Genomic DNA, 13,502 nt, shown 5'->3' on the forward strand with positions numbered 1-13,502 from the left:
TTAACCGTTCGCCTATCCTTTAAACCTTAAATCGTATGCATATGAAAAAGATTTCTTCTTTCCTTTTTTCCTGTCTAGCCTTGGTGGCCATGACCTTCTGGACCTCCTGTTCAGACGATGAATCCACGCCCGATGCACCCGTATTGACCCTGTCAAAAGAAGAGGTATCGGGTAAAACCGGGCAACCCGTGGAGGTAACGGTTTCCATCAAGGTGCCCGGAGGCTTGAAGGCGCTCAGAATCACCAAACAGGTCAACCTCCAGACCGACAATACCTACGGAACCAACGGGGTACAGACAGTGCAGCTTCCCTCTACCGGCCAGACCGATTATACCTATAACTTCACCTACACCCATGCGCCAGGCGAAGTAGACAAGTTGGTGGGTTTCACTTTCCGGGCCGAGGACAACAATGGCAAAGTAGGGGAGAAGGTGTTGACCGTGAACACGGCGGCTTCGGGCGAGCAGATTCTGTACACTTACCGCTGGAACCTGAAATCCAAGATGCACACCACGCCCAACCCAGACAAAGAAGACATCAAAGATTGCGAGACCGATGATTCTTTCGTGTACAATGAGAATGGAACCATGGCCGTGAACTACGGCACCAAGCCCTGTACCTTTGATGGGTTCAATACCTACTCCACCTGGTCTTTGAGCGATGACGAGAAAACCTTCACCCAGACCTATGCCTCGGTGTTTGATCCTACCCAAGTGACCACCGAAACCTACACCGTGAAGTCCCTGACCAAAGACCGCCTGGTGATGGAAATCACCTTGGACCTGTCGGTATTCGGGCCTCCTTACACAAACAATGAGACGTTTGTGTACACCTTTGATGCCAGTCCTAAACAGTAGGTAACTAAGTGCCTTTTCGGGCTAGTTTTCTGAAAACAAGCCCGAAAAGGCAAAGGGCTTCTTCTATCATTTCTGCTGATGGCTTACCAAACCGTTTTGCTTCCTTATTCCCAAACTGACCTATGATTCTTAGAAATAGCTTCTTTAAGAACACTGCTTTTTTCGTCTGCCTGTCGCTGGTGACCTGCTCCTCAGACAAAGGCGACACCGACGGGGAACCCCAAAAAAAACCGGTGAACACCGACATCACCACCCTGAAGTTTACCGTGGCGGAGGCTCCGGAGTGGACGGCGCTTTTCAAGCGGAACTCCGGTTGGTTTGGCGCCGATGGCATCTTCGCCATTCCTAAAAACGGGGTAGACTCGGCCGGGGCCGGCAGAAACACCGAGACCATGCTTCTGTTCAGTGACACCATGATCGGAGATATCAAAGACGGGAAGCTGAGTCCGGGGTACAAGATGATCAACAACTCAGTGGCCATTATCAAAGGCAATAAACCCTCGGCGGAAAACATCACCTTCTACTGGGACAAAGACGAAGCCGGAAAGCACCGGGCCAACTTCATCCCCAGAACGCCGGCGGCAAAACCGGGAGAGTATTACTGGTTGGGCGATGGGTTCGTGAACACGGCCAAAAACAATGACACCTACATTTTCGGGTACCGCGTGCGCGACACCGGGGCGCAGGTGTTTGGCTTCCAGGAAGTGGGTAATGCCTTGATCGTGCTCCCGGCCGGAAGCAAACCTCCCTTCAAAAACCAGCGCCAACTGGACACGCCTTTCTTTCTGCCGGGCAGCGCCCCAGATGATTATGGGTCTTTGGGAGGGGCTATTTTCGTGAACACCAAAGAAGCCGGCGCTCCCCAGCCCGATGGCTACGTGTATGTGTATGGCGTTCGCGGAAAAGCCAAAAACGTGATGGTGGCACGGATATTACCCGGTGAAATTGAGGACTTCAGCAAGTGGCGCTACTGGGATGGCACTACCTGGAACCCTGACCTCGCTAAACTGGCCAACATCACCGACAGAGCCTCCAACGAACTAAGCGTGACCCCACTGCCCGACGGCCGCTACGCCATGGTGTTCCAAACCGATGGCATCGGGAACACCGTAGGCCTCCGTCTGGGTCTGAAACCCCAAGGCCCCTTTGGCCCGATCATCAAAATCTGGGACTGTTCAGAAGACATTAAAATGGACAAGGACTTCATTGTGTACAATGCCAAGGTGCATTCTAACCTGTCAGAGCCCGGCGAGATGCTGATCAGCTACAACGTGAACTCCTTTGACTTCTTTAAAGACATTCTGGTGCACCCGAATCTGTACCGCCCAAGGTTCATTAAAGTAAAACTTTTGTAAAAGGAGGAATAAGGCAAAACCTAAAGGCGGGAAGTAAGGAGATAAGCAATGCTGTCTTTATTGATTGTCTTTATTCTAAGTTTTGCATGCATATCGTCCCCCTTTGAAGGGGGTAGGGGGATGACAAAGGCCAATGAAGAACCGAAAGCTTGCACTACGAAGCAAGACCAACCAAAAGTGACTGCCCTTACACATTGGGAATGCTATTTCCTGCACGAGTAATCATCCCCCTACCCCCTTCAAAGGGGGACGGAATGCGTGGTTATTTCCTATTTCAAGCTAAAATAGCTTCAAAACGTTCACAGTACTTGTCAGGCATTTTTGAACTCAATCCATGAAAAGCGTCAAAGTTCTACTTCTGGTCCTGCTTTGCCTTGGTGGAAAAATCGTTTCATGGGCAGACGGGTTTAGGCGCCAAGCGTCACGGGTTGGTTCCTTTGAGCAGCCGCTTCCCGAAACGGAGGTAAGATTCACGGTGGCTACGGTGCTCCAAAGCAATATGGTGGTCCAGCAAGACAAGCCTTTTTCCTTGTGGGGAACCGCTCCGGCAGGGGATACCATCACGCTTGCGGTAGATTGGAACAGTTCACCGGTGCAAGTTGTGGCAGACGCTTCCGGCAGATGGAAGGAGCAGGTGCCCGTTCCGGCGGTGAAACCCGGTGACTTTTCGGCCCACACCATTACGGTTTCCTGTAAAAAGGAAAGCCTCACCTTATCTAATATCCTGATTGGGGAAGTGTGGCTCTGCAGCGGGCAGTCTAACATGGATATGGAATTGAAACCGGCGCTGCCCTGGCTTAGGGGGGTGGTAGACTATGAAAAGGAAATTGCCTCGGCTGATTTTCCCGCCATTCGGCTGATAAACATTGAGAACAATTTCAAGAAAACACCCCAGGAAAATGCGAAAGGAACCTGGTTGGTCTGCTCGCCGCAAACGGCCGGAGACTTCAGCGGTGTCGCTTATTTCTACGGGCGCGAGTTGCTGCAAAAACTACAGGTGCCTATTGGGTTGGTAGTGTCCTCGGTAGGCGGATCTGCTTGCCAGGCCTGGACCAGCCGGGATGCATTGGAAAGTGACCCCGAGGTGAAAGCGAAGTATCTGACGCCTTATGACCTCAGTCCGCAAGCGCAGGAAAGCTTAGATTCCATCAAAACGCTTGAAAAACTGTTTGAGGTGTTGGCCCGGCCCACCTTGCTGTACAATGCCATGATTCATCCCTTAAAAGATCTTTCCATCAGAGGTTTTTTATGGTACCAGGGTGAGTCTAACAAGAAAGATGGAAGCGCCTATACCCGCCTGTGTACGGCCATGGTAGAGGGTTGGCGCAAGGATTTCAAACAAGGTGATTTGCCTTTTTATTACGTGCAGGTCACCCCTTACAACTGGGAAGAAAAGGACTCCACGGCCACGTATTATGCCAAGCTTCGCGAAGCCCAGGACGCCATGCTCCAGGTGAAGAACACCGGAATGGCCGTGACCATGGACATTGGCGAGGTGAACGACATCCACCCGCGCAACAAGAAGGACGTGGGTTTGCGCTTGGCCAGAATTGCGTTGGCGAAAACCTATGCCCAATCAGATGTGGTGTATTTGGGTCCCAGGTTTAGGGAGTATAAGGTGAGGGGAAGGAAAGTGATTGTCTCCTTTCTGCCTCAAAGCTTGGGTACCGGCCTCACCACTTCGGACGGGCAAAAGCCCAGGCACTTCTACCTCGCGGGCGAGGATAAAGTTTTCTACCCGGCAGAGGCATCCATTGATAAGGATCAGGTCCTACTATCTTCAGAGAAGGTGAAGAAGCCGGTGGCCGTTAGGTATGCTTTTACCAACTATCCTATTACCAACTTCGGAAACAAAGAAGGTCTGCCCGCCATGCCTTTTCGCACCGATATATGGGAAGAGTAAATCTTTACCGATGATTTTTTAGAATATAGCCCAACTTGTCTGGGACTCTTGTTTTGTGTTTTCGGCTCAAAATCTCAAAACCATATGAAAAGTAGTGCCCACCTCAGCAGTAGAGAATGGATCGCTTTCGCCTTTGTTCCGTTTACCGCCTTGTCTATGCTGGTTAGCGGTTGTCAGCAGAACAAGAGTATGGCGGCCGAGACTTCGGAGACGAATGCTCCATCTGCCGTAGGCAGTGTCCGGCAAGTGAAAGCCACCTCGGTACCGCAGTGGGAGCAGATGCTGATGCACAACTCGGGATGGTTGGGGGCAGACGGAATCTACTGCGTGGCCATGAACGGGGTAGAGAAATCAGGCCAAGCCACTGCTTCCACCGAAACATTCCTGTGGTTCAGTGATACCATCATCGGGAATATTAAAGGCGACTCACTGCAAGCCGATTGGGAGATGGTGCACAACTCAGTGGGGTACATGCAGGGTAGCACCCCAGACCCGAAGAAAATCAAATTTCATTGGCGGAAAGACGAGAAGGGCAAAGCCGCCTCCATGTTTGAGCCCCACACGCCCAAGGCCCAGCCCGGAGATTATTATTGGTTAGGAGACGGGTTCTTCAATCATCAGAAAGACAGCACCATTTACATTTTTGCCTACCGGATCAAGAGCTTACCTGAGGGCGTGTACCCATTCGAAGATGTAGGTGTTTCCCTCATAGCGCTGCCCAAAGGAAGTAGGCCGCCCTTCGCCAACCACCGGCAAATGGATACCCCTTTGTTTCTCAAGGACAGCAACGGCAAAGGGAAAGTGGTGTTTGGGGTAGCCGTGCTGGCCAATACCGTAGGCGCCAAAGCGCCCAAACCCGATGGCTACATCTATGTCTATGGCGTACGAGGCGATAAAAAGGAACTTCTGGTGGCCCGGGTACAGGACAAAGCATTTGAGGATTTCAGCCAATGGCGTTACTGGGACGGAAGCAGCTGGGGTCCCGACGTACATAAAGCCGCCGCGCTGACTAACCGGGTATCCAATGAAATGGGGGTGAGTTTCATGGAAGACGGTCGGGTACTAGCCTCGTACCAGTTAGACACCAATTCGCCTACCGTCGCTATCCAGACGGGGCAAACCCCAGCCGGACCTTTCCAACCTGCCAAAAAGATTTACGAAACCCCCGAGATTTACGAAGACCTGGATTTCTACACCTACAATGCCAAAGCCCATCCGCACCTATCTAAACCCGGGGAGCTGCTGATCAGCTACAACGTCAATTCTTTTGATTTCATCGCGGATATCCACAAACACCCCCATCACCTTCGGCCAAGATTTATCTCTGTGAAGTATTAGAACTTTAGCCTTTAATAAAGGCTAAGGTTCATTCCTTTAACTAAAAGCCTTTTTCAACTAGATATCCCCTTGCTTAAGAACCAAGCTAGCAGCAGGACGGAATACAGCTGTTTTGTTTCTGATTTTCTAAAATTATCCCAAGAACGACAGGCCTCCTGCTTTGTCGTTCTTGGGATGGTTAATTATCGATAGAAGTAATTTACTTTCCGGTGGAATGCCTTCTTACCTGGATGGTAAACCCAACGGAGTAAGGCTGCAGGCCAAAGGGTTCCCGTTTCTTGAACGTGGAACCCAGGAAGTAATTCAGGGAAGGCATGAGCATGAGTTCAAAACGGTTGTGCACCCGCAGGTTGTAGCCGCCGCCAACAAGGATGTTATAGTTGGATTGCTCCAGAATATTGTTTTTGGATGGGAAGATGATGGTTTCGGTCCACACGCCGTCCAGGTACTCTCGGGTACGGCCTCTGACCAGCAGGTTCATGCCGCCAGCTAGGGTGAGGTTAAATCTGCTGCGAGGTCTTTCCCGGAAGAAATAAGTCACGCCCACCCGCAAGCCACCATAGGCATAGGAACTCTTCAATTGGCGCTCCCCTATGGCATAATACGGAGTGTACACAATAGAGCCATCGGGCCCGATAGTCTGCGTGACTGAGTCTACTGCACCGGTGGTGTACGAATACGCCACATTCTCCCTAAGCTGCATCAACGAGAGACTGGTTTCCAGGTACAAGTTGTTTTTGAGCTGTTTTCCGTAATTCAACCCAAATTCGTAGCCCATGCGCTCCATGTCCATCCCTTTTCTAGAAGTCAGTTGCGTAATGAACACATCATCTTCGGCCACAGGTTTGAACTTCCGGAAAGCATAGCGCGGTGCAAAGGTTAAGCCTAGGTACCAAGGTTTAGAAATTTTCTTCTTGACCTTTTCCACTTCCTCAGACTTGGTGGAGTCTGCCTGGGTTGAATCAACTATTACTAGGGTAGTTTCATGCGCGGCAGAATCAGCCAGAGCCTCAGCAGGATTCTGCCTTTCAACAGAATCCTGCGCAAGTGCGACTATTGAAACAGCTTCTGTGATTTCTTTTACTTCAGCTTTATTGATTAAGCTTTGTTCCCCTTTGGGTTGTTCCTGAGAGACTGAATCTTTCTTGCTTACCAGAACGCGTATTTTGCCCCCTTTGATTATAGTATTACGCTTCGGCCTCCGGACTGTATCGGATAGATTCCGAAGGGGGCCTGTTTCCTGCTCTTTGGCTTGAACTGATGTGGGCACCGTAGGGATAGTAGTTCCTTCTGGAGTGGATTTTACTATTTTTCTATCAGGCGAAGTAGGGGTAGAGGCAAGAGGGGCTTGTCTATTAAACAGACCAGAAGTTTCAGCATCTGCTTTTGTCTTAGGCTTATTTTTATCACCTGTTTGGGTAAGCTGCGCCTCAGGGTTTTTATGAGTTACATAATACACGCCGCCGGGTACTAGCAGCAACAGGAGAGCAGCCAAAAACAACCAGCCCCAGGGGCGCCGCTTCCGGGCAGGTCTGATCTGTGCCGAAATCTTGCTCCAACTGTCCAGAGCGGGCTCTTCTTCCAGCGCCAGCATTTTACGCCTTATCTCTTCTTGTTCTTTGTCCGTCAGCATTTTTCAGAGATTGAGTTTTTTTGGAGCAACTTCTTCAAGTGGCTTTTCGCCTTGGCTAGTTGTGATTTAGAGGTGCCTTCCGCTATCTGCAGCATCTCGGCTATCTCTCGGTGATTGTAGCCTTCCACAATGTAGAGGTTAAATACCAGCCGGTACCCTTCTGGCAACTGGTCTATGATGCCCATTAATTCTTGGCCAGAGAGGGCACTGATGACATCCTCGTCATTATTCGGGACCACCTCTTCCACGGTGCTGTAGTCTAGTTGTTCCTGGTACCTCTTGTTTTTATGGTAGTGGTTAATGGCCGTGTTGACAAAAATCTGGCGTATCCAACCTTCAAAAGAACCTCCGTTGTACCCGTTTATGTTTTTGAAAACTTTCACAAAAGCCTCCTGGAAAATATCTTCCGCCTCAAACCGTGATTTGGTATAGCGCACACAAACCGCCATCATTCGCCTGGAATATAGCTGAAACAGCTTCTCCTGAGAAGAAGCCTTTTCCTTTTTACAACCCGCTATGATTTCTTCTTCCGTTGCCACCAATTTGCTTCTGTAGGAGAGAGTTTGATTTTGCTGAATGTAATAGGCAATTGAATTTGGGATAATCTCTTGATTGATGTACTATCTTTTAGCGAATCCTTAATTCGTTTTCACTTTTACTTTCACGCGCATGTCCTGGGAAGTGCCGGAGCCCATATCGGCGCGGTAGGTAAAAGAATCCTCGCCTACAAAATTGGCATGCGGCGTGTAAATGAAGGTGACACTCTTGTAAGAAGTGCCGCCATAGTCATAGTACCGGAGGCTGCCGTGTTGCGGCTGCACCACAATGGGGCCATAAGAACTGCCGTCTGGGCAGAAAAGGATATCGTTGGCGAACAGCTTGATCTCCTTGGGGGTGTTCATGGTGGTTTCAAGGGAATCGGCCCCCAGTTGAGAGATGCACTGTGAACCGGTTAGAGGCTCCTCAATATGAATCAGAATTTTCTCTGTTTTGCAGATTTTATCGCTGCACACAGTATAGGTGAGGCTGTCATCTCCCACGTAATCTTCTTTGAAGGTATAGCACATATCTGAGTCCCCATTGCAGCCGGAGGTAAGTTGCCCGTGGACAGGCTGGCCGTATTTAATGGTCACCTCGGTTTTGATGCTGTCGTTGATCAGAGGCCTAAGGGTAAATCGGCGCAAAGACCCTCCATTTTTTATGGTATAAATTTCATCAGGATACACTTTGAAGTCTTGGAGTGAAAAAGGTAATTGATCGCTGATCTCTTCATCGCAGCTTGTCCCCACCAACCCAATTACCAAGGCAAGGAGCGCGTATAATTTTGCCGAATATGATTTCATGGTCTAATGTTTTGCGGTTCTGATGGTAAGACAGGGCGACTTGGCGAACCGTTGCCTGACAAAAATAAATTTTTTCTTTCCTTTCCCCTTCGGGATATACAGCTGCAAAACTTCTTATATAATCCTTTCAAGCATTCAGCACTTTCCCCCGATTAAAACAGAGTTTAATTGCTACCTAAGTTTTTAAGCTTGAATTAAAGAAAATGCCCCCAAAGCAGACGTGCTTTTTATTTCCCATTTTAGTTGGGTGTGGCGTCTAATAAAAATCAATAGGAGGGTAAACTTTAGGTTCGTTACAATATTCCTGAAAAAATTCAGGCGGCGGGAGTAGGGTAATACCGCAAGTGACCTGTCTAGTGCTAAAACGGGGATAAACCGCACATTTGAAAAAGTCAGGTCGTGCGACTTAAGTGAACCCAGATCAGGTGGCTTTCTGAAGCGTGTTCTCCCCTGGTCTACGCACTTGAAAATTTTTTTCTAACCCGGGCAACCCTTCTTGCAAGCGTCTGGTCTTACCACCAGAACACCTTCGCAAGCAAATTCAACTCATTTTTATTCTTAACCCTTACAAACCCCAAAAAGGATTGTACTAGAACTTCTTTGCCAAAATTTATGGAAACTTTAAGGAAATCAACCAGAAATGTACCACCAATAGGTGTGCAGAATACAAATCAAGTTCATCAAGTAAACCCCTTATTAGGTGGTTTAAAGATCTTTGTAATCTTTTTTCTTGCCTTCAGCACGCTTTTGGTTAGTTGTAAGGAAGAGGAAGAAGACCCTGAGCCAGAAACTGCCATTATCTCTGCAGATGCTGGGGCAGACCAATCCGTCCATGTGGGACAAACGGTAACGTTAGATGGCTCTAATTCAAAAAACACGAAAAATGAGCCGCTCACCTTTACTTGGTCTTACACCTTGAAGCCGACTGGAAGCAAGGCCATCCTTACTGCTTCTACCCAGGCCAAGCCCACCTTTGTGCCCGATGTGGTCGGAGAGTACGAACTGGAATTGACCGTATCCACCAAAAACGGCCAGAAAACGGATAAGGTAAAAGTCGTGGCCGCCGCTTCGGGAGAGGACCTGCCTTATGGAATCATCAGTGAAGACATTACTTCCACCCTGAGGCTTACCAATAGGGTAGAAGACCCCACCAAGCCAGATTACGTGGTCACTGGTTTTCTAAGAGTATCGGCGCCGGTAACGGTAGAGCCTGGCGTGGTAGTTGAATTCGAGGCTGATAAAGGATTGCGGATTGCATACGGGGGGTCCTTGAATGCACTTGGGAACGCTACCCAGAAAATCGTTTTCACCGGTAGAAACAAAACACCTGGTTTCTGGAGAGGAATCATGATAGAATCCTTCAGTGAGCAGAATGTCTTTGACCATGTGGAAGTAGCTTACGGCGGCAGCAGTGATCTTGACCCTGTATTGATGAATGTGAAAACCAATGTGGGCATTGTGGGCGGCTATCAGGCGGATGCCTATTTCAGGGTAACCAACTCAACCTTCAAACATGCGAATGGCTTCGGGATGTCAGCGGGGAGCCTAACGGAGTTCTTCAACAACACCTTTGAGCATAACAGTGCCATGCCTTTGCAGGTGTCCATCAATGCGGCGCAGAAGCTGGATGCTGCTTCCAACTTTGTGGTGCAAAATGATTCCAAAGGAGTTGCCCTTGCAGGAACGGTGCCAGACAATGCCACCTCAACCCTGCCTGCTTTGAAAAACGGTGTGAAGTATATCGCCATTGGAGACATCAGAGTAGAAGGAGACCTGACCGTTGCCCCCGGCGTTACAGTAGAATTCATGCGAGGGTACGGACTGCAGGTAATGGGAATGGGCAACCTGAAAGCGGTAGGTACTGCAGACAAGAAAATCACCTTTACCGGCTGGAGTAAATTGAAGGGCTCCTGGAAAGGTATTGTGTTCACCACCCAGAAGGTAACCAGCGAATTAACCCATACCGAGGTGTCTTACGGAGGAGAAACCAGCTACAGAGTAGGCAATAAAGACATCAAAGCCAATATAATGCTGTGGAGTGATCCTAACCAGCCTGGCTCAAGGGGTGTCTTGAAGCTAACCCATTCATCAATCACCAACAGCGGCGGGTATGGCATGGTAGTAGCTACTACCGGAGGTTATATATCAGATTTTGCTGCCAATAGCTTCAGCTTCAATACCAGTGCTGCTATGTATGTTGCTCCAAACCAGATCCACCGCTTGGATAATGACTCCCGGTTCTACGGAAACAACGGCTACAACGGCATTGAAACCGAAGGCGTGGTAGGTGAAGGGGGAGAGCAAACCTGGCCAACTCCCATTGGAGGATTGAATGTACATGTCCTGAGCGATTTGTACATCCTAACCGGAGTGAGAATGATCTCTAAGCCCGGCAAGCCGATTGTCTTACAGTTTGCTGACAACGGAGTGCTGCGGGTGCAAAACAACGGTTACTTGGTTGCCAAAGGCTTGAAAGATTCTGAAGTCTCTTTCACTGGTTTCCACCGTCAGAACCATTTAGCCTACTGGCAGGGAATTATATTTGAGAGCAGAAGCCCACTTAATGAGTTGAATGAAGTGAACGTGGGTTACGGGGGAGCCAATATCCCTGGGGAAATTGGCCCGACAGCTAATATCACCGTTAGAGGAGCCGTAAAATTAGTTGACTGCGAGATATTCAACAGTAAAGGGTGGGGAGTATTTGCTGCCCCATCAAGTACCCTTAATGCAAATGCCCAGACAGCCAATTGGTTCGGGAACAATGCCAAAGGCAGTATCTACAAGGTAGATTGAAAGCTTTAAAGTTGTAGGTTATAATGAAGTAAAAAGCCGCTCAAATGAACTGGGCGGCTTTTTACTTTTTTGCTGGTAATTTACACTTTCATCATGTAAGCAGATCTGAAAAACGGATGCATGTGCCTCCTACTATTATGTTAGAGTTTGGAATTTTATGATTAAATCAAGTAAGTGTTCATGAACAATCATCAATAAAAGAACCCCTTAGAACCTAAAGGCTTAGGCCGTACTAAAGTAAATTGCCAACTCAAAAAAACGCTTAAGGCAAGTACTTTAAAAGCATTCTCCTTAAATGCCCTTCAGCATTTTATAAAAAGCATCGGCGTAGGTATCACTGATAGGAATGATTTGGTCTGCAATGCTGATCCTGTTTTTCTCAATGTGGTCAATCTTGTCAATGGCTACCATAAATGACCGGTGCACGCGGGCGAAATTCTGGGACGGCAGCAGCTCTTCCAGTTTTGCAAAGCTGGTTAAGGTCATGATCTTTTCCTGTGCGGTATGCACCCGAAGGTAGTCCTTCATTCCTTCTATGAAATAGATATCCTTTGTGGCAACTTTCTGGATGCGGTGGCCCACTTTCAAGAAAAGGTACTCGGGTTCATTTTTAGGCTCGGCGGTCACTTCTTTCTTAGCAGGTACCTGACCAGCGCTATGTTCCTGGTACAGCCGTAACACCCCTTTGTAAAAACGCTCAAAAGAGAATGGCTTTACCAGGTAGTCCTTCACCTCCAACTCAAAGGCTTTGAGCGCATACTGGTCATAGGCCGTGGTCAGGATGATCATGGGTTTGGGGTTCAGCAGGGGAATAAAGCTGAGCCCATCCAGGTCCGGCATATTGATGTCAAGGAAGAGCAGATCGGGTTTGTCTTTTTTCAGGTTTTCCGCCGCTTCCAAAGGGCTCATGAAGGTGCCCTTCAGCTCCAGGAAAGGAACTTTGGCCACGTATTCTTCCAGAATCTCCTGAGCTAATGGCTCGTCATCTATGATGTAGCAGCTGAGTTTCTTTTTCATGGACGTGCGCTTGCGTGCCTTTTAGTTCCAGACTTACCACATACGTTTCACCGCTGTTATGTATCTCTAGGCTATACTTTTCAGGATATTGTAATTGAAGTCTCTTCTGGAAATTGGCCAACCCGATACCACCGGGTTCCTCCTCCTCCATCTGCTTCTGGTTAGTACCTTTTGGGTTCAGAATCTGAAAGGTAAGCGAATCAGCTTTTATTTCCACCCTCACCTTTATAGCTCCGGGCTCCAGCCGTGCGGGGCTGTGTTTGTACGCGTTTTCCAGGAGGTGAATGAACAGCAGGGGGGCAATCTCACAGATTTCCGGCGCACCGTTTACGGTCAGGTCAACTACCGGTGAGTTTCTGTACCGGAGCTGCTGCAATCCTATATAATCCTGCAGGTAGTTGATCTCCCGGGTAAGTGGCACCGTGGGTGCGTTGGATTCATAAATCATGTAGCGCATCAGGGAGGCCAGGCGCAAAACGGCTTCGGGGGCAGTGGGCGCTTGCTTGTAAACCAGTGTGTGGATGTTGTTGAGGGTATTAAACAGAAAATGAGGGTTTATCTGCGATTTCAGGTAATGCAGTTCTGTCTCGGCTGCCTGTTTCTCCAACTGCTCTTTTCTGATGGTATTCAGCACTAGAGTCTCTGTAACCCGGGCCAGCCAACCAAGAAAGAGGAAAATGGGAACCATGGTGAACAGCGTTACGGGATAATATCCCAGGAGCAGGTCCCATGCACCAGAAGTTTTAGGGTGTAAAATCACGAATGGGAAAGGACCGGTGAAGAAAATTGCCGCCAGTTTTAGAAAATATTCCCTATTCTTTTTCTGGCCTGAGTACTTGGTAAGGAGATAGAAGTGGCTGTAAAAAACATACAAAGCCGTCAGCATAAACCCTGTGGTTAGGGGTAGCCAATAAGATTGGTCATCCGTCCGCAATTGCAGGCTCACCAAAGAGGTGAAAAGAAGCCAGACGAAGAGATGTACCAGCCGGAAGATTTTTTTGACTCTCTGCATAAAACAAAGATACCTTTTCCCCGCCGCCCCTGCACCTCTACTCGACCAGTTCCTTTTCTCCATCTACGAAAAGCAAACCCCAACCTGCCAGTGCTCTCACGGATGAAAAGCTGCCCTTCGTCGATTGCTTTCCAGCGGCTGCATATCGGTTTTTGCGCTCTGTAAGGAAGGCGATTCTTTTACCCAAGAAAGGAGAGGGAAAGAAAAGTCATACTCGCTCTTTCCACTATAAGATGGAAAGTTAAGACAAA

Annotated in this window: 10 protein-coding genes; 5 read left to right on the forward strand and 5 right to left on the reverse strand. The window is 48.7% G+C overall.

Features of this window, described 5'->3' with window-relative positions; all coding sequences use genetic code 11:
* Positions 1 to 41: 41 nt before the first annotated feature.
* The 4 genes from ACW9SV_RS09650 (at position 42) to ACW9SV_RS09665 (ending at position 5,453) form a co-directional block, all read left to right on the forward strand.
* Positions 42 to 857, forward strand: a complete 816-nt coding sequence (locus ACW9SV_RS09650) for a lipocalin family protein (protein WP_479556553.1) — start codon at positions 42 to 44, stop codon at positions 855 to 857.
* A 122-nt stretch (positions 858 to 979) separates the two neighbouring features.
* Positions 980 to 2,212, forward strand: coding sequence for a DUF4185 domain-containing protein (locus tag ACW9SV_RS09655; RefSeq protein ID WP_479556554.1), 1,233 nt, complete (start codon positions 980 to 982; stop codon positions 2,210 to 2,212).
* A 334-nt stretch (positions 2,213 to 2,546) separates the two neighbouring features.
* Entirely contained in the window at positions 2,547 to 4,115 is a 1,569-nt protein-coding gene (locus ACW9SV_RS09660) for a sialate O-acetylesterase (RefSeq protein ID WP_479556555.1), read from the forward strand.
* A gap of 84 nt (positions 4,116 to 4,199) precedes the next feature.
* A complete protein-coding gene (locus tag ACW9SV_RS09665; RefSeq protein ID WP_479556556.1) occupies positions 4,200 to 5,453 on the forward strand; it encodes a DUF4185 domain-containing protein in 1,254 nt (417 codons plus the stop codon).
* A 199-nt stretch (positions 5,454 to 5,652) separates the two neighbouring features.
* Here the strand turns inward: ACW9SV_RS09665 and ACW9SV_RS09670 are convergent, their stop codons facing one another.
* The 3 genes from ACW9SV_RS09670 to ACW9SV_RS09680 all read right to left on the reverse strand — a co-directional run bounded on the left by ACW9SV_RS09670 (position 5,653) and on the right by ACW9SV_RS09680 (position 8,429).
* Positions 5,653 to 7,086 carry a hypothetical protein gene (locus ACW9SV_RS09670; RefSeq protein WP_479556557.1) on the reverse strand — a complete coding sequence of 478 codons (1,434 nt, stop codon included), beginning with the start codon at positions 7,084 to 7,086 and terminating at the stop codon, positions 5,653 to 5,655.
* Positions 7,080 to 7,625, reverse strand: a complete 546-nt coding sequence (locus ACW9SV_RS09675; protein ID WP_479556558.1) for an RNA polymerase sigma factor — start codon at positions 7,623 to 7,625, stop codon at positions 7,080 to 7,082. The genes ACW9SV_RS09670 and ACW9SV_RS09675 overlap by 7 nt, the downstream gene beginning before the upstream one ends.
* Positions 7,626 to 7,724: 99 nt before the next feature.
* Entirely contained in the window at positions 7,725 to 8,429 is a 705-nt protein-coding gene (locus tag ACW9SV_RS09680; protein ID WP_479556559.1) for an Ig-like domain-containing protein, read from the reverse strand.
* Positions 8,430 to 9,176: 747 nt separating this feature from the next.
* On the opposite strand from ACW9SV_RS09680, the gene ACW9SV_RS09685 reads away from it, so the two are divergent.
* Positions 9,177 to 11,222 carry a PKD domain-containing protein gene (locus tag ACW9SV_RS09685; protein ID WP_479556560.1) on the forward strand — a complete coding sequence of 682 codons (2,046 nt, stop codon included), beginning with the start codon at positions 9,177 to 9,179 and terminating at the stop codon, positions 11,220 to 11,222.
* A gap of 291 nt (positions 11,223 to 11,513) precedes the next feature.
* Here the strand turns inward: ACW9SV_RS09685 and ACW9SV_RS09690 are convergent, their stop codons facing one another.
* Complete coding sequence (locus ACW9SV_RS09690; RefSeq protein ID WP_479556561.1) at positions 11,514 to 12,239, reverse strand: LytR/AlgR family response regulator transcription factor; 726 nt, start codon at positions 12,237 to 12,239, stop codon at positions 11,514 to 11,516.
* A complete protein-coding gene (locus tag ACW9SV_RS09695) occupies positions 12,205 to 13,251 on the reverse strand; it encodes a sensor histidine kinase (RefSeq protein WP_479556562.1) in 1,047 nt (348 codons plus the stop codon). Before ACW9SV_RS09695 ends, ACW9SV_RS09690 begins: the two co-directional genes overlap by 35 nt.
* Positions 13,252 to 13,502: the final 251 nt, after the last annotated feature.

The sequence above is a fragment of the Rufibacter sp. JT20002 genome (genome assembly GCF_056491185.1).